At 73.0% G+C, this 16,879-nt stretch carries 15 protein-coding genes; 9 read left to right on the top strand and 6 right to left on the bottom strand.

The window, feature by feature from the left end; translation table 11 throughout:
• Positions 1-31: 31 nt before the first annotated feature.
• Both ACTFTM_RS23850 and ACTFTM_RS23855 read right to left on the bottom strand, forming a co-directional pair.
• Entirely contained in the window at positions 32-826 is a 795-nt protein-coding gene (locus tag ACTFTM_RS23850) for a site-2 protease family protein (RefSeq protein WP_449562691.1), read from the bottom strand.
• Positions 826-1,026 carry a hypothetical protein gene (locus tag ACTFTM_RS23855; protein ID WP_030337978.1) on the bottom strand — a complete coding sequence of 67 codons (201 nt, stop codon included), beginning with the start codon at positions 1,024-1,026 and terminating at the stop codon, positions 826-828. The genes ACTFTM_RS23850 and ACTFTM_RS23855 overlap by 1 nt, the downstream gene beginning before the upstream one ends.
• Before the next feature lie 186 nt (positions 1,027-1,212).
• Here ACTFTM_RS23855 and ACTFTM_RS23860 point away from each other — a divergent pair, with 186 nt between their 5' ends.
• The 3 genes from ACTFTM_RS23860 (at position 1,213) to ACTFTM_RS23870 (ending at position 5,284) form a co-directional block, all read left to right on the top strand.
• Positions 1,213-3,159 carry a bifunctional adenosylcobinamide kinase/adenosylcobinamide-phosphate guanylyltransferase gene (locus tag ACTFTM_RS23860; protein ID WP_449562692.1) on the top strand — a complete coding sequence of 649 codons (1,947 nt, stop codon included), beginning with the start codon at positions 1,213-1,215 and terminating at the stop codon, positions 3,157-3,159.
• Positions 3,149-3,922 carry an adenosylcobinamide-GDP ribazoletransferase gene (locus tag ACTFTM_RS23865; RefSeq protein WP_449562693.1) on the top strand — a complete coding sequence of 258 codons (774 nt, stop codon included), beginning with the start codon at positions 3,149-3,151 and terminating at the stop codon, positions 3,920-3,922. Before ACTFTM_RS23860 ends, ACTFTM_RS23865 begins: the two co-directional genes overlap by 11 nt.
• A gap of 66 nt (positions 3,923-3,988) precedes the next feature.
• On the top strand, positions 3,989-5,284 hold the full coding sequence (locus ACTFTM_RS23870) for a DUF2314 domain-containing protein (RefSeq protein ID WP_449562694.1): 1,296 nt from the start codon (positions 3,989-3,991) through the stop codon (positions 5,282-5,284).
• Between the two features lie 103 nt (positions 5,285-5,387).
• On the opposite strand, the gene gcvT is transcribed toward ACTFTM_RS23870, so the two are convergent.
• The gene (gcvT, locus tag ACTFTM_RS23875; RefSeq protein ID WP_449562695.1) at positions 5,388-6,518 is read right to left on the bottom strand and encodes a glycine cleavage system aminomethyltransferase GcvT; all 1,131 of its coding nucleotides are present in this window, start codon (positions 6,516-6,518) and stop codon (positions 5,388-5,390) included.
• A 162-nt stretch (positions 6,519-6,680) separates the two neighbouring features.
• Between gcvT and ACTFTM_RS23880 the strand changes: the two genes are divergently transcribed.
• Entirely contained in the window at positions 6,681-8,255 is a 1,575-nt protein-coding gene (locus ACTFTM_RS23880; protein WP_449562696.1) for a leucyl aminopeptidase, read from the top strand.
• A gap of 50 nt (positions 8,256-8,305) precedes the next feature.
• Here ACTFTM_RS23880 and ACTFTM_RS23885 read toward each other — a convergent pair whose 3' ends face one another.
• Positions 8,306-8,635: a hypothetical protein gene (locus tag ACTFTM_RS23885; RefSeq protein ID WP_396799101.1), complete on the bottom strand. Its 330-nt coding sequence runs from the start codon at positions 8,633-8,635 to the stop codon at positions 8,306-8,308.
• Between the two features lie 178 nt (positions 8,636-8,813).
• On the opposite strand from ACTFTM_RS23885, the gene lpdA reads away from it, so the two are divergent.
• On the top strand, positions 8,814-10,205 hold the full coding sequence (gene lpdA, locus ACTFTM_RS23890; protein ID WP_449562697.1) for a dihydrolipoyl dehydrogenase: 1,392 nt from the start codon (positions 8,814-8,816) through the stop codon (positions 10,203-10,205).
• 67 nt (positions 10,206-10,272) lie between these two features.
• Entirely contained in the window at positions 10,273-12,120 is a 1,848-nt protein-coding gene (gene sucB, locus ACTFTM_RS23895; protein WP_449562698.1) for a 2-oxoglutarate dehydrogenase, E2 component, dihydrolipoamide succinyltransferase, read from the top strand.
• A gap of 64 nt (positions 12,121-12,184) precedes the next feature.
• Here sucB and ACTFTM_RS23900 read toward each other — a convergent pair whose 3' ends face one another.
• Positions 12,185-13,120, bottom strand: a complete 936-nt coding sequence (locus tag ACTFTM_RS23900; RefSeq protein WP_449562699.1) for an SDR family NAD(P)-dependent oxidoreductase — start codon at positions 13,118-13,120, stop codon at positions 12,185-12,187.
• Between the two features lie 106 nt (positions 13,121-13,226).
• Between ACTFTM_RS23900 and ACTFTM_RS23905 the strand changes: the two genes are divergently transcribed.
• Positions 13,227-13,835 carry a TetR/AcrR family transcriptional regulator gene (locus ACTFTM_RS23905; protein ID WP_449562700.1) on the top strand — a complete coding sequence of 203 codons (609 nt, stop codon included), beginning with the start codon at positions 13,227-13,229 and terminating at the stop codon, positions 13,833-13,835.
• A 45-nt stretch (positions 13,836-13,880) separates the two neighbouring features.
• A complete protein-coding gene (locus ACTFTM_RS23910) occupies positions 13,881-15,218 on the top strand; it encodes a low temperature requirement protein A (protein ID WP_449562701.1) in 1,338 nt (445 codons plus the stop codon).
• A 109-nt stretch (positions 15,219-15,327) separates the two neighbouring features.
• Here ACTFTM_RS23910 and ACTFTM_RS23915 read toward each other — a convergent pair whose 3' ends face one another.
• On the bottom strand, positions 15,328-15,714 hold the full coding sequence (locus tag ACTFTM_RS23915; protein ID WP_449562702.1) for a MerR family transcriptional regulator: 387 nt from the start codon (positions 15,712-15,714) through the stop codon (positions 15,328-15,330).
• Positions 15,715-15,774: 60 nt separating this feature from the next.
• On the opposite strand from ACTFTM_RS23915, the gene ACTFTM_RS23920 reads away from it, so the two are divergent.
• Entirely contained in the window at positions 15,775-16,767 is a 993-nt protein-coding gene (locus ACTFTM_RS23920) for an aldo/keto reductase (RefSeq protein WP_449562703.1), read from the top strand.
• Positions 16,768-16,879 lie beyond the last annotated feature (112 nt).

Here is a 16,879-nt window from a genome sequence, read left to right on the forward strand (position 1 = left end):
CCGACCGGGCCGGTCAGCTCAGCCCGGCAGCTCAGCTCTGCCAGAAGCGGATCAGGTCGAGCCCGGCGGCGTACAGCCAGGACGGCAGGCCGAGCAGGTCACCGACCGCGAAGACCGCGTCGAAGAACCAGCCGCCGAGGCGCGGGTTCCACAGCAGCGCGAAGAGCAGCAGGAAGCCGTACGGGGCGAACAGGTCGTACATCCTGCGCCACTGTGGATTGAGCCACGGCTGGATCATGTTGCCGCCGTCCAGGCCCGGCACCGGCAGCAGGTTGAGCACGCTCGCGGTGAGTTGCAGGAACGCCAGCAGCGCCACCCCGGCCCAGAACTCGACCGGGCCGCCCGACGTCGTACCGATCCGTACCGCGAGCACGAGCAGCAACGTGAACAGCACGTTGGTCGCCGGACCGGCGAGGCTCACCAGGGTGTGCCGCAGCCGGCCCGGGATGGCGTGCCGGTCCACCCACACCGCGCCGCCGGGCAGGCCGATGCCGCCGAGCAGCACCACCACCACCGGCAGCACGATCGACAGCAGCGGGTGGGTGTACTTGAACGGGTTGAGCGTGAGGTAGCCACGGTGGGCGATGTCGCGGTCGCCGGCCCGGTAGGCGACGACCGCGTGGGCGTACTCGTGCAGGCAGAGTGACACCAGCCAGCCGGAGACCACGAACAGGAACACGTCGAAGCGGACGCTGCCGTAGCCGTTCCAGGCCAGCACCCCGCTGACCGCGAAGAGCGCGACCAGGCCGAGGAAGACCGGGCTGGGCCGGAACGCCGCACTGGGCACGCCGAGCACCAGCTTGTCGCCCGGCCGGTCGTACGCCATCACTCGGCCGTGGGCAGCAGGCTCATCCGGTACTCGACCCGGTCGTCCTCCACGAGCGCGACCGAGGTGACGCCGGACGCCGCGAGTTCACGCCAGGTCTGACCGATCCAGGATTCGGCGTCGGCCTGGCTGCCGAACGACTCCGCCGGTCCCTCGACCGTCTGGCCGTCCGTGCCCTCGTACCGCCAGCTCCACGCCATGCCGCGTCTCCCCTCGCCGCTGAAGTCCCGGTGGGACGAACCCCCGCCAGCGTAGTCGGCCCGGCGCGCGACGGCCCCTCGCCCGCCTACGGGCTGCCGGAGCGGCCGACATCCGGATCGGGACGGCCGTCGCGCGAGCGCCGGGCCGGCAGGCAGAGCGACCCCGGGCGGCCTTAAGGTACGGGCATGTCCGTTGACGGGTGGAACACGGTCCTGGTGCTCGGCGGTATCCGGTCCGGCAAGTCCGAGTTCGCCGAGTCCCTGGTCGCCGACGCGCCGGTGGTCCGCTACGTCGCCACCGCGCCCGAGGGCGACCCGGAGGACACCGAGTGGGCGACCCGACTGGCGACGCACCGCGCCCGGCGTCCGGGTAGCTGGACCACCGAGGAGACCGCCGGGGAGCCGCGTCGGTTGGCGGACGTGCTCGCGTCCGCCGAGCCGAACGAGACGCTGCTCGTGGACGACCTGGGCGGCTGGGTGACCGTGCTGCTCGACCCGGAGCACCAGCCCGCCGACGACGTGGCCACGATCGCCGAGCTGGCCGAGGCGATCCGGGCCTGCGCGGCGCGGGTGGTGCTGGTCAGCCCCGAGGTGGGGCTGTCACTGGTGCCGACGACCCCGTTGGGCCGGGCGTTCACCGACGCGCTCGGCGCGGCCAACCGCGCGGTCGCGGACGCCTGCGACGCCGTGGCGCTGGTGGTCGCCGGTCAGCCCGCCTGGTTGAAGCCGGCAGCGGTCGCCGCGTCGGCTCCGTCCGCGCCGCGGGGCGCGACCGGGAGACACGCCGTCGTCGCCGACCAGAGCCAGGGCACCCCGGCCGGCGCCGCTGCACGTCTGGACGACACCGAGCCCACCCCCGAGGTGCAGCTCCCCGAGGTTCTGACCCACACGCCACCGGTCGCCCCGAACCAGGAGCCCGGCAACCCGTGGGCCGCGCCGACCATGGCGCTGCCGATGGTGGCCACCGGGCTGGTCATCCAGCCCGGCATGGAGCTGCCGATGCCCGACGAGTACGCGGGCCCGCAGGCGGTGGACCGGCTGGCGACCCTGGACGTGCCGGGCGCCGGACTGGGCGTCCTGGACCGGGTGGTCGGCTTCGCCGCCGCCACGCAGGGCACGTCGACCCCGTCCGCCTGGGGCTCGGTACGGGTGCTGCTGCTCAACGGCGACCACGCGGGCGGCGCGTCCGCCGGCACCGTCGCCGGTGAGTCGGCACGTCGCGCCGCGCAGGCCCGCGCCGGCCGGGGCGTGCTCGCCCGGCTGGCCGCCGAGGCCGGCGCGAGCCTCCAGGTCGTGGACGCTCCGGCCGCCGCCCCGATGGAGACCCGGTCGGCGCTCAGCGGCGAGCAGGTCGAGTCGGCCCTGCGCTACGGCTGGCGGTTGGCCGAGCAGGCGGCCGACGCGGGCGTACAACTGCTGGTCCTGGGCGCGTGCGGCGCCGGCACCGAAGCGGCGGCGGCGGCCGTGCTGGCGGCCACGGCGGGCGCGGAACCGCCGTCGGTGCTGGGGCGGGTGATCACCGATTCCGGTGAGATCGACGACGCGGCCTGGATGGTTCGCTGCGCGGCCGTGCGGGACGCTCTGCACCGCACCCGCCGCTCACCGCGCAGCGCCAAGGACGTGCTGGCCGAGTTGGGTGGCGGCGACGTGGCGGTGGCCACCGGCGTGCTGCTGGGCGCGACCGCCCGCCGGGTGCCGGTGCTGCTGGACGGGCCGGTCGGCCTGGCAGCCGGAATGATCAGCCGCGACCTGGCCGGGCAGGCACGGCACTGGTGCCTGCTGGCCGACCACGGCCAGCACCCCGCCGTGCGGCTGGCGGCCGACGTGCTCGGCCTCACGCCCCTGCTCGACCTCCGCCTCGACCTCGGCGAGGGCGCGAACGCCCTGGTCGCGCTGCCGATGCTGCGCTCGGTGCTGGCACTGGCCGCCGCCCTGCCGGTCCACCCGTCGCTCGGCGGCGACGCCGAACCGGACCTCACCGACGAGCCGGAACCCGCGTACGCCGACGACGAGCCGGCGTACACCGGGCCCGACTACACCGACCCGGAGTTCGTCGAGCCGGAGCCGGCCGGGCCGGGCCCCACCCGCACCGGGGCCGACGAGCAGCCGGCGTCGGGCTGGCGTGCCGGCTGAGTCGCGGTTCGTCGCGGGCGTCCGGCTCGCCGTCACCACCTTCAGCACACTGCCGGTACGCGCCGGACGGATCGACCGCCCGGTGGCGGGTACGGCGATGGCGCTGGCCCCGGCCGTCGGCGCGCTGCTCGGCGTACTCCTGGGTGGTGTCCTGCTCCTGGCCGGGCTGCTCGCTCCCCCGCTGGTCGCGGCGGGCGTGACGGTGGCCGCCGCCGCCCTGCTGACCCGGGGACTGCACCTGGACGGGCTGGCCGACACGGTGGACGCGCTCGGCTCGTACCGACGGGGCGCCGCGGCGCTGGAGATCATGAAGAAGCCGGACGTCGGACCGTTCGGTGTCGTGGCGCTGGTGGTCGTACTCCTGGTGCAGGCCGCGGCCCTCGCCGACCTGGCCGGACGGTCGTGGCCGGCGTGCCTCGCGGCGGTGGTCGCGGCCACCGCCGCCGGCCGCCTGGGCGTCGCGGTGGCGTGCCGGCGGGGCGTGCCCGCGGCCCGGCCGGACGGCCTGGGCGCGCTGGTGGCCGGCACGGTCGGCCCGGCGGCCCTGACCGTGGGCGCGGTCGCCGTCCTGCTGCTGGCGGCGCCCGCGGTGCCGGGCCGTCCGTGGCAGGGGCCGCTCGCCGTCGCCGTCGCGCTGGCCGTCGCGGTGGCGCTGCTGACCCACGTGGTACGACGGCTCGGCGGCATCACCGGCGACGTGCTCGGGGCGACCGTCGAGGTGGTCACCACGCTGGTCTACCTGGGTGTGGTGCTGTCCGGCTGAAGCCGGCACGGACGGCCGGGTAGCGTTCGGCTCGACAACACCGGCGCGGCCACCGGGGGAACGAACATGCTCATCACGGACGACTTCCTGCCCGTACCGGTCCCGGAGTCGCTCAGCGCGACCTACCTGGTGCCGATGGCGGGACTGCCGAAGGTCAGCGCGAAGACGGCGGTGGAGGCGCTCGCGGGGCGGCTGGCCGAACCGGTGCACGGGCTCGCCCGGCAGATGCTGGACAGCCCGCTGATGAGCGTGGACACCCGGCCGATCGCCGAGTTCCCCGCGCTGCCGCCGGATCTGCTCACCGCTTTCGGCGCGACCGAGGAGCAGTTGGCCCGACTGGCGGCGGCGACGCACCTGGTGGTGGTGCAGGCCGAGTACCGGCCCGGTTGGCCGCCCGCGCACGAGTGGGCGGCACGCGCGGTGGCGGCGGCGGTCGCCGAGTCCGTCGACAGCGACGTGGTGGACGTCTTCGGCCTCCAGTTCCTCGACCCGGCGACCGCGCTGCGCTCGCTCCCCGACGAGCAGGGCCGGATCCGGCTGGTCGACTGGGTGCTGGTTCCGTACTCGTCCGACGCCGAGGGGCTGTGGTTCACCACGAAGGGGCTGCGTCGCTTCGGGCTGCTGGAGTTGCAGACCCAGGGGGTGCCCGACCACCTCACCCGCGCCTGGGGCGCGGTGATGACCGGCGCGGCCCGCCGACTGCTGCGGGACTGGACCGACGGGCTCAACGGCGCGGAGGTGCCGGCGTTCGTGCAGCTACCGGTGCTCGCCACGGTGACCGGGCACGACATCGCCGTGGCGTACGGCAACCCGGAGCAGCACGGCGCGACCGCCCCGGTGCTGCTGCGCCTGGAGCTGGACCCGGCCACCGACCCGGAGGCCGACTCGTTCCTGAGTCTGCGGCCGCCGGCCGGGCACCCCGGTCCGGACGGGCGCTACTACGCCGCCGCCTGCGCGACCCTGTTCTCCGGTATCCAGCCGGACGTGCGCTACGCCCGCTCCGGTGACGCGATGAGCCGTGCGGTGGCCACCGCGCGCGCCGCGCTGGGCGACGCCCGGGCCCGCTTCGTCGCCGGCCGGCTACCGGCCGAGTCGCAGCTCGTGGTGAAGTACGGCCTGCCGGGCGACGACGGCCCGGAGTACGTCTGGGCGGGCGTCACCTCGTGGGAGACCCCGGAGCGGATCGTCGGCGTCAGCGCGAGCGACGCGGCGACCGACGAGAGCGTCCGGATCGGCGCCCCGGTGGTGGTGGAGTCCACCGACGTCGTCGACTGGGCGCTCCTGGACGCGACGGGAGTCATCGAAGGAGGCTGGACCCAGGCAGTCCTGGACTCCGGCGAACCCCCCACCCCAACCCCCTAACCCCCCCACCCCCACCCACCCCGTTGATCATGAAGTTATTGCCACCGCTGTCGGCGTGTCTCGGCAATAACTTCATGATCAACGGGGTCTTCCGGTGCCCGGGTTAGTGGGTTGAGGGGGTTACGAAGGGGGGCTTGGTTACGGTCAGGGGGGCGCGGCGGCCGCGGATGTCGATCTCGACCTCGGCGCCCTCGGAGAGGTTGGCGTCCGTGTCCACCAGGGCCAGGGCGATGCCCTGCTTCCTCGTGGGGCTGAACGTGCCGCTCGTCACCACGCCGACCTGCTTGTCACCCACGTGCAGGGTCATACCGGGGCGCGGGATGGCGCGGTCGACGGCCACCAGGCCACGCAGCGTACGGCGGGGGCCGGCGGCCTTCTCGGCGCGCAGCGCGTCACGACCCCAGAACGCCGGCTTGTCCCAGCCGACCGCCCAACCGGAGCGGGCCTGCACCGGGGTGATGTCCAGCGAGAGATCCTGCCCGTGCAGCGGGTACCCCATCTCGGTGCGCAGCGTGTCGCGGGCGGCGAGGCCGCAGGCGCGCAGCTCGAACGCCTCGCCGGCGGCGAACAGCGCGTCCCACACGGTCACCGCGTCCTGCGCGGGCACGACCAGCTCGAAGCCCAGTTCGCCGGTGTAACCGGTACGGCAGACGGTCAGCTCCACGGCGGCGAGGCTGGCGGCGTCGAAGCTCATGTAGCCGTGCTCGGTGGGCAGGTCGAGGGCGGCGAGCAGCTCGGCCGAGCGGGGGCCCTGCACGGCCAGCACGGCGTACGCCTCGTGCTCGTCGGTGACGGTGATGCGCTCCGGCGCGGCGGCGCGCAACCGGCGTACGACCTCGGCGGTGTTCGCGGCGTTGGGGATGAGGAAGACGTGATCGTCGGCGTAGAGGTAGGCGATGATGTCGTCGACCACACCGCCGGTGGCGTCGTCACAGCACAGCGTGTACTGCGCGCGGCCGGGCCCGATGCGGCCCAGGTCGTTGCTGAGGCACGAGTTGACGAACTCGGCCGCCCCGGGACCGGTCACCCGGACCTTGCCCAGGTGCGACACGTCGAAGACCCCCACCGCCGTACGCACCGCGGTGTGCTCCTTGAGCACCCCGCCGCCGGCGTACTCCAACGGCATCTCCCAGCCCCCGAAGGGGGCGAACTTGGCGCCGGCGGCGGTGTGCCGCTCGTGCAGCGGGGAACGGCGCAGCCGGGTCGCGGCGGCGGCGGAGGTCACGTCGGTCATGGGTGGCAACTTACCGGGGGTTACGCCGCTGGTTAGCATCGGCGGGACCCCGTTGGTGTGATCGACGGGACAGCCCTGACGTCCGGCGGGTAGGTTCCGCCGGAGACCTTCACCGCTGGTACGCAAGGACGCGACCGGCCCGGCCCGCCCGGAGTAGCTTCAGTGACAACCCCCCGCACGACCACCCTGAGCCTGGTCGACACCGACCCGGCGGAGCTCGCCGTCGACGCGATCGTGATCGGCGTGCACAGCCAGACCGGAGAGCAGGACGCCACCAGCGGCCTCGCCGGCACCCTGCTGCTCGGCAGCGGCGCGGAGAGCATCGCCGTCGCGTTCGACGGCAAGCTGACCGAGACGCTGGCGCTGCTCGGCGCGACCGGTGGCCCGGGCGAGGTGATCAAGCTGGCCACGCTGGGTACCGTCACCGCTCCACTGGTCGTCGCGGTCGGGCTCGGCCCGGAGCCGTCGGGTGCCGCTCCGGCGCCGGAGACGCTGCGTCGCGCCTCCGGCGCGGCGGTGCGTGCCCTGGCGGGCGCGCCGAAGGTGGCGCTCAGCCTGCCGTTGCCCGACGACGCGGACGCGCTGGCCGCGCTGCGCGCGGTCGCCGAGGGCGCGCTGCTCGGCGGCTACCGCTTCGCCGGCTACAAGACCCGGCCGCAGCCGGCCCGGCGGGAGCCGGTGGCCGAGGTGCTCGTCGCCGTTCCGGACGCCGCCGACACGGGCGCCCAGGCGGAGATCACCCGCGCGCAGGCGGTCGCCGGCGCGGTCCGGACCAGCCGGGACTGGGTGAACACCGCCCCGAACGAGCTGCGTCCCCCGTCGTTCGCCGACGCCGTGGCCGCCGCCGCCCGTGACGCCGGCCTCGGCGTCGAGGTGCTGGACGAGGCGGCGTTGGCCGCCGGCGGGTACGGCGGCATCATCGCGGTCGGGCAGGGCTCGGAGGCCCCGCCGCGGCTGGTGAAGCTCACCTACACGCCGCAGGACGCCGGCAACGGCAAGCGGGTCGCGCTGGTTGGCAAGGGCATCACCTTCGACACCGGCGGTATCTCGATCAAGCCGGCGCAGGGCATGTGGGAGATGAAGTCCGACATGGCGGGCGCCGCCGCGGTGGGCGCGGCGATGCTGGCGATCGCCGCGTTGAAGCCGTCCGTGGCGGTCAGCGCGTACCTGCCGATGGCCGAGAACATGCCGTCGGGCACCAGCTACCGGCCGGGCGACGTGATCAGCATGTTCAGCGGCAAGAAGGTGGAGGTGCTCAACACCGACGCCGAGGGCCGGATGGTCCTGGCCGACGCCATCGCCCGCGCCTGCGCCGACGGCACGGACTACCTGTTCGAGACGTCCACCCTGACCGGCGGTCAGGTGATCGCGCTGGGCAAGCGGGTCGCCGGCGTGATGGGTACCCCCGAGCTGTGCGAGCGGGTCCGTACGGTCGGCGACGCGGTCGGCGAGCCGGCCTGGCCGATGCCGCTGCCGGACGACGTGCGCAAGGGCATGGACTCCGACGTGGCGGACATCTCGCAGGTCAACGCCGGGATGGACCGGGCGGGGCACATGCTGCAGGGCGGCGTTTTCCTGCGCGAGTTCGTGACCGACGACGTGGCGTGGGCGCACATCGACATCGCCGGTCCGGGCTACCACTCGGGCGAGGCGACCGGCTACTGGACCAAGGGCGGCACCGGCGTGCCGGTCCGCACCCTGGTGCAGCTCGTCGAGGACGTCGCCGCCAACGGCTGACGGGTCGGACGACGAGAGGGCCTCCGGCGTCACGCCGGGGGCCCTCTTCGTCAGTACAGCTCGGGGCGGCGCTTGCGGCGCTCGTTGAAGTCGCGCATCCGCTGCGGGTAGCCCATCAGCCGGACGTCGTAGACCGGGATGCCCATCCGGTACGCGAAGCGGCGCGCGCCGTCGGGGCCGTCGATGCGGCGGCGGGTCCACTCCCCGTCGTCGGCGATCAGGATGACGGTGGTTTCGGTGACCGTCGTCCTGGGCTCGATGAACGCCTCGACGCCTCGCCGGCTCCGGATGAAGTTCTCCAGATGGGCCAGATCGCCACGATCGGCCGCACGATCGTGGCTCGCCACACGCGCCTGTTTGCGACGCCGGAACAACCCCACCGGATCTCTCCCCCACCTGACGTCATCGACAACGGTGCCAAGGGTACGTGTCGATGACGTGTCGTTGGGCACCTCAGTACGCACCCTGCGCCCAGTGGTGACAAGATGACCGAGGTGGGGTGTGTCCGTGTTACACCTCCGTGACCCCCGATGCAGTGACGCGACCTGGGAGTTGGACGTGAGCGAGCCGAACGAAGCGACCTTCGACATCGTCATCCTCGGAGGTGGCAGCGGCGGTTACGCGACCGCCCTGCGCGCCGTCCAGCTGGGCCTGAAGGTCGCGCTGGTCGAGAAGGGCAAGCTCGGAGGCACCTGCCTGCACAACGGCTGCATCCCCACGAAGGCGTTGCTGCACGCGGCCGAGATCGCCGACCAGACCCGCGAGTCGGAGCAGTTCGGTGTGAAGGCCGAGCTGGTCGGTATCGACATGGCGGGGGTCAACTCGTACAAGGACGGCGTGATCGCCCGCCTGTACAAGGGCCTCCAGGGCATGTTGAAGGGCAACAAGTCGATCACCATCGTCGAGGGCCACGGCAAGCTCGTGGGCCCGAACGTGGTCGAGGTCGACGGCAAGCGCTACACCGGCCGCAACATCGTGCTGGCCTCCGGTTCGTACGCGAAGAGCCTGCCCGGCCTGGAGGTCGACGGCGAGCGGATCATCACGAGCGACCACGCGCTGACCCTGGACCGGATCCCCTCGTCGGTGATCGTGCTGGGTGGCGGCGTCATCGGCGTCGAGTTCGCCAGCGTGTGGAAGTCCTTCGGCGTGGACGTGACGATCGTCGAGGCGCTGCCCCGGCTGGTCGCCGCCGAGGACGAGGAGTCGTCGAAGGCGTTGGAGCGGGCGTTCCGTAAGCGCAGGATCAACTTCAAGGTCGGCAAGCCGTTCGAGAAGGTCGAGAAGACCGAGAACGGCGTCAAGCTGACCATCTCCGGCGGCGAGACCGTCGAGGCCGAGCTGCTGCTGGTCGCCGTGGGTCGCGGTCCGAACACCGCGAACCTCGGGTACGAGGAGCAGGGCGTCAAGATGGACCGCGGCTACGTGCTGACCGACGAGCGGCTGCGCACCAGCGTGCCGAACGTCTACGCCGTCGGCGACATCGTGCCCGGCCTCCAGCTCGCGCACCGGGGCTTCCAGCAGGGCATCTTCGTCGCCGAGGAGATCGCCGGGCAGACCCCCGCCGTCATCGACGAGGTCGGCATCCCGCGCGTCACCTACTGCGACCCCGAGCTGGCGTCGGTCGGCCTGACCGAGGCGAAGGCCAAGGAGCAGTACGGCGCCGACAAGGTCAAGACCTACAACTACAACCTGGGTGGCAACGGCAAGAGCCAGATCCTCAAGACCACCGGCTTCGTGAAGCTGGTCCGCGTCGAGGACGGCCCGGTGGTCGGCGTCCACATGGTCGGCGCCCGGGTGGGTGAGCTGATCGGCGAGGCGCAGCTCATCTACAACTGGGAGGCCTACCCGGCGGAGGTCGCCCAGCTCGTGCACGCCCACCCGACCCAGAACGAGGCCCTGGGCGAGGCGCACCTGGCCCTCGCCGGTAAGCCGCTGCACGCGCACGCCTGATCACACAAACCGCGGCGTCCGGCGACGGGCGAAGATCCCCCCAGGGGAATGAAGGAGTCTGGAGAACATGCCGGTATCGGTCACCATGCCCCGGCTCGGCGAGAGCGTCACCGAGGGCACCGTCACGCGCTGGCTCAAGCAGGAGGGCGACACGGTCGAGGTCGACGAGCCCCTGCTCGAGGTCTCGACCGACAAGGTCGACACCGAGATCCCGTCCCCCGCGGCGGGTGTGCTGAGCCGCATCGTGGTCGGCGAGGACGAGACCGCCGAGGTCGGCAGCGAGCTGGCCGTCATCGCCGGTGAGGGCGAGTCGACCGGCGGCGGCGAGGCCGCGCCGCAGGAGCAGCAGCAGGCCCCGGCCGAGTCGGTCGAGCCCGCCGCCGAGCCGACCGCCGCCGCCGAGGGCACCGCCGACCAGGTGGCGCAGGACGAGGCCCCGGCCGAGGCGCCGGCTCCGGCCGCCGCGTCGTCGGGCGAGGGCACCGCGGTCAAGATGCCGGCCCTGGGCGAGAGCGTCACCGAGGGTACGGTCACCCGCTGGCTCAAGCAGGTCGGCGACACCGTCGAGGTGGACGAGCCGCTGCTGGAGGTGTCCACCGACAAGGTCGACACCGAGATCCCGTCGCCGGTGGCCGGCACCGTGCTGGAGATCAAGGTCGCCGAGGACGAGACCGCCGCGGTCGGCGCCGACCTCGTGGTGATCGGCGCCGAGGGCGGAGCCCCGGCTCCGGCGAAGACCGAGACGAAGCCCGAACCGAAGGCGGAGGCCGCGCCGGCCCCCAAGGCCGAGCCGAAGCCGGAGCCGAAGGTCGAGGAGCCCACCCCGGGCATGTCGTACAACGAGCCGGCCGCCGAGGCGGAGACGTCGGCGCAGCCGGCGAAGGCCGAGCAGGCCGCCCAGCCGTCCGCGCCGACCGCCGCGCCGCAGCGCCCGTCCGCGCCGGCGCAGGGCGGCGAGGAGGCGGCCGGGTACGTCACGCCGCTGGTACGCAAGCTGGCCAACGAGCACGGCGTGGACCTGGCCGCGCTCAACGGCACCGGAGTGGGTGGCCGGATCCGCAAGCAGGACGTCCTCGACGCGGCCGAGAAGGCCAAGGCCGCCGCGGCCGCGCCGGCTCCGGCGGCACAGCCCGCCGCCGCGCCGTCCGCCGCCGCGCCGAAGCCGGCCGCCAAGCCGCAGCCCAGCGCGAAGCGGGGGACCACGGAGAAGCTGCCGCGGATCCGGGCGACCATCGCCAAGCGGATGCAGCAGTCGCTGCACGAGACGGCACAGCTGACCACGGTCGTCGAGGTCGACGTCACCAAGGTCGCCAAGCTGCGGGCCCAGGCCAAGGACTCGTTCCTGGCCAAGCACGGCGTGAAGCTGTCCTTCCTGCCGTTCTTCGCCCTCGCCGCCATCGAGGCGCTCCAGACCCACCCGATCATCCAGGCCAGCATGGACCTGGACGGCGGCACGATCACCTACCCGGCGGCCGAGCACCTCGGCATCGCCGTGGACACCGAGCGCGGCCTGCTCGTGCCGGTCATCCACAACGCCGGTGACCTCAACATGGGTGGCATCGCCAAGCGGATCGCCGACCTCGCCGAGCGCACCCGGAACAACAAGATCACCCCGGACGAGATGGCCGGGGCGACGTTCACGCTGACCAACACGGGCAGCAGGGGCGCGCTCTTCGACACGCCGATCGTGCCGTCGCCGCAGTCGGCGATGCTGGGCACGGGCGCCGTGGTGAAGCGTCCGGTCGTGGTCAACGACCCGAACCTGGGCGAGGTCATCGCGGTCCGGTCGATGGTCTACCTGGCCATGTCGTACGACCACCGGCTGATCGACGGCGCCGACGCGGCCCGCTTCCTGACCTCGGTCAAGGAGCGCCTGGAGGGCGGCAACTTCGAGTCGGAGCTGGGCCTGGCCTGATCCGCCGCAACGCCGAGAGGGGCGCCCCGGTCGTCGACCGGGGCGCCCCTTCGTCTGTTCCCGCTCAGCCCTTGAGCAGCGCGGTCGAGACCTCCCAGAGCCGCTCGGCGGCCTCCGGGTCCAGCGCGTACTCGGCGACGCCCGTGCGCCCGCCGGGCTGGGCCGGGGCAGCCTGTTGGCAGTTCTCGAAGTAGCGCCCGCCGACACCGTCGAGCAGCGGGGACGCGGCCGCCAGCACCGACGTGGCGGCGCCCTGCTCCACGGTCTTCCAGGCCGCCGCGTTGCCCGCCCGCATCCGGTTCAGCTCCTCATCGCTGACGTAACGCTGGAGGTTGGTGCGGATCGCGCCGGGCATCAGCGAGTTGGTGTAGATGCCGTCGTCGGCCCAGCGGCGGGTCGCCTCCACGGCGAAGAGCACGTTGGCCGTCTTCGACTGCCCGTACGCCTGCCAGGGCTCGTACTCGCGGCGGTCGTACTGGATGTCCTCGAAGACCACCGGCGAGCGCAGGTGGGCGGCGGAGCTGACCGAGACGACGCGGGCCCCGTCGGCGGCGGCGAGCGCCGGGCGCAGCCCGGTGGCGAGCGCGAAGTGCCCGAGGTGGTTGGTGGCGAACTGCATCTCCCAGCCCTGCGGGGTGCGGCTCAGGGGCGCGGCCATGATGCCGGCGTTGTTGACCAGGATGTGCAGCGGGCCGTCCCAGTTGGCGACGAAGTCGGCGATCGAACCCTGGTCGGCGAGGTCGAGCGGGGCGACCAGGACGCGGTCGTTGCCGGTGGTGCCGGTGATGTCGTCGGCGGCCTTCTGGCCGGCGTCGGGGTTGCGGACGGCCAGGGTGACCTCCGCGCCGGCGCTGGCCAGGGCACGGGCGGTCTCCACGCCGATACCGGACGATCCGCCGGTGACGATCGCCCGCCGGCCGACCAGGTCCACGCCCCGGATCACGTCCATGGCGGTGGAGTCGGGGGCGAACGACGTGGTGATCGGGTTGCTCCTCGTCATGATCCATCCTTGTCCAGGCTGGGGCGGGCCGGTCGGCCCGCCGGTACGATGGAAGCGGAGGACCCTCCGCTGCGGTCGACACTAACCGGAGTTCCCTCCGCTTGCCATGTCCTGTGCGTTACACCTGCCCAGCGAGGAGGAGACGGTGCCGGAGCCCAGCCCCCGCCGACTGCGGGCGGACGCGCTGCGCAACCGCGAACGCCTGCTTCAGGTCGCGGTCCAGGCTTTTTCCCGCCCCGGGCCGGAGGTAACGCTCGACGCCATTGCCCGCGAGGCAGGGGTGGGCATCGGCACCCTGTACCGCCACTTCCCCACCCGCGAGGCGCTGGTCGAGGCGGCGTACCGCAACGAGCTGGCCCGGCTCTGTGCCGCCGCGCCGCAGCTTGTCGACCGGTTACCGCCCGAACGCGCGCTGCGGGAGTGGATGTCGCGTTTCCTCGACTACCTCGCCACGAAGCGGGGCATGGCGGACGCGCTGCGCCTCGTCATCGCCTCCGGCGCCAACCCGTACGCGCAGAGCCGGGACCTGCTGCTGGCAGCGCTCGGCCAGTTGCTGGCCGCGGGCGTGGCGGCGGGCGCCGTCCGGGCCGACGTCGCCGCCGGCGACGTGCTGGCGGGCCTGAGTGGCATCTCCCTGGCCGCCGACGAGAGCGCCCAGGCCGACCGGCTGCTCGACCTGCTGATGGACGGGCTGCGCTTCCGCGACCCCGGCTGACCCGTTCCGTCCTCCGACCAGGCCACACGCTGCCAGAGTGGGACCGTGGGCGGTAACCGGCGGCGCGGACAGCTGGGACCGGCCGTCCCGATCGCCCCCGGGGCCCGGGTGGACAAGTTCGAGGTCTTCTTCGACCTGGTCTTCGTCTTCTCGTTCTTCATCATCACCCGCGCGACGGCCGCGAACATCTCCGGTCGTCAACTGCTGCACGCCGCCCTGGTGCTCGCCGTGCTCTGGTGGATCTGGGTGGTGCACAGCCTGGTCGCCACCCGGGTGCGGCTCGGCGAGGGCTACGTGCCGGCGCTCATGGTGATCGCGATGGTCGCGCTGTTCGCGTTCGCGCTGGGGCTGCCGCAGGCGTTCAGCGATCCGAAGGGCAGCGCGGCCGGCCCGATGCTGGTGGCCATCAGCTACGTCGTGGTCCGGGCCGTGCACATGTTCCTGTACCAGCACGTGGTGCGGGACAGCCCGCAGGAGCGACGCCAGCTCAGACGCTTCGCCCCGGAGTTGGCGGTGAGCATCCTGCTGCTGCTCGCCGCCGCGTCGATCCCGCCGCAGATCACCGACCCCGAACGGGCCGCCCTGGTCCGTGACGGGCTGTGGATCGTCGTGGTGGTGGTGCAGTACGCGACCGGCTTCATCGTCGGCACCTGGGGTTGGGGGGTGACCAGCGCGGAGCACTGGACCGAGCGCTACGACCTCATCCTGATCATCGCGCTCGGTGAGTCGATCATCTCCACCGGAGTGGGCGGCAACCTGCTCGGCAAGTCGGTCACCTGGCCGGCGGTGGCCGCCGCCGCGCTCGGCATCGTGATCACCGCCGCGCTCTGGTGGGCGCACTTCGACTTCGTCGGGCCCGCCGCCCGAATCGCCCTGCACGCGGCGGAGGGGGCTCCCCGCGTGGCGATGGCCCGCGACGCGTACGCCTACCTCTACCTGCCGATGATCGCCGGAGTGATCCTCTTCTCGATCGGCAACGAGGAGATCCTGCACAAGATCACCGATCCGTCCGGCGGCATAGCGGAAAAGATCGAGGGGCCGGCGGTGCCGATGCTCTTCGGCGGGTTGATCACGTACTTCGCCGTCAACATGCTGTTCCAACTGCGCACCCTGCACACGGTCACCTGGACCCGCGTGGGCGTCATCGTGGCGCTCACGGCGGCCCTGCCCGTCGGCCTGTACCTGCCGGCGCTCGGCGCGCTCACGCTGGCGACCGTGATCTGCGTCGGGCTGGTGGCCGTCGAGGTGATGGTGATGTCGGACTCCCGGCACGCGCTGCGGTCCGCCGTGTTCCAGGAACGCACGACGCACGAGGCCCACGAGGCGGCGTGGCGTGCCCGCTGGCACGACCTTCGGGAGCCCGACGAGCCGACCACCCCCTGACGACGCCCGTCTAGACTGCGGGCAGCGTCGCGGTGTACCCGGCACGAAAGCCGCCGAGGGAGCGCCGAGCAGTTGCTCGGCCTGACCGCGCCGGCCGACTGAGCCGAGATCACCGGCCCTCGTCGGGAGCGGGCGCGCCGGGTAGCCGCTCGTAGAAGCGGATCTTCTCCCGCAGGTGGTCGTACTGACGCTGGAGCAGGCGCATCTGCTCCTCCACCTGCTCCGCGTGCCGTTGCAGCAGCTCACGCCGCTCGTCGACGGTGTGCTCACCGGCGCGGGCCAGCGACGCGTACCGGCACATCTGGGCGATCGGCATCCCGGTGTCCCGGAGGCAGCGGAACAGCAGCAGCCAACTCAGGTCGTCGTCGGTGAAGACGCGCCGGCCACCCGACGTACGACCCACGTCGGCCAGCAGACCGATCTTCTCGTAGTACCGCAGGGTGTCCAGGCTGAAGCCGCTGCGCCGGGCGGCCTCGGCGGGGGCGTAACCGCTCATGTCCCCCGATGCTAGTTGTCCCTTGACCTGGAGCGCGCTCCAGGTTGGAGGCTGGTCCGCATGACGACGACACGCACGCTGGGACGCAGCGGCATCGAGGTGAGCGCGATCGGGATGGGCTGCTGGGCGATCGGCGGCCCGCTCTGGGGTGACGGCGGCCAGCCGTTCGGTTGGGGCGAGGTCGACGACGACGAGTCGATCCGTACGATCCACCGCGCCCTCGACCTCGGCGTGACCCTCTTCGACACGGCCAGCAACTACGGCGCCGGGCACAGCGAGCGCATCCTCGGGCGGGCTCTCGCGGGCCGCCGGTCGGAGGCGGTGATCGCCACGAAGTTCGGCAACGTCAGCGACGAGGCCAGCCGACGGGCGCTCGGCACCGACGCCAGCCCGGCGTTCGCCGTGCGCAGCCTGGAGGAGTCGCTGCGCCGGCTCGGCACCGACCACGTGGACCTCTACCAACTGCACATCAACGAACTGCCGGCGTCCGCCGCGCTCGACCTGGTCGGCACGCTGGAAGGCCTCGTCGACCAGGGCAAGATCCGGGCGTACGGCTGGAGCACCGACAACCCGGCCTCGGCGGAGACATTCGCGGCCGCCGGTCCGCACTGTGCCGTAATCCAGCACGACGAGTCGGTGCTGAACGACAACGCGGCGGTCCTGGACGTGTGCGACCGTCACGAGCTGGCGAGCCTCAACCGGGGGCCACTGGCGATGGGGCTGCTCGCCGGCTCGACCCGGGCGCTCGGCGCGGACGACGTGCGCGGCCGTACGCCCGAGTGGTTGCGGTGGTACACCGACGGCCGTCCGACGCCGGAGTGGGCGGCGCGGGTCGAGCGGGTCCGTGCGGCGCTCACCGCCGACGGCCGGACCCTCGCCCAGGGCGCGCTCGGCTGGTTGCTGGCCCGCAGCCCGCGTACGGTGCCGATCCCCGGGCTGCGCACGGTGGCACAGGCCGAGGAGAACCTGGCCACCCTGGCGCTGGGACCGCTGAGCGCGGAGTGCTACGCCGAGGTGGAGCGGCTGCTCGCCGACCTACGCACCGCCCCGTGATCTGACCGGCGAGCCGGTCCGTCCCGGCCGGCCGGCAGCATCCCGGGCGGACACTTCGCCGCCTGGGCCGGGCATGTGACGCCAGACACATTCGGCGGGACAGCGCGGTCAA

The sequence above is a fragment of the Micromonospora sp. RB23 genome (genome assembly GCF_053585025.1).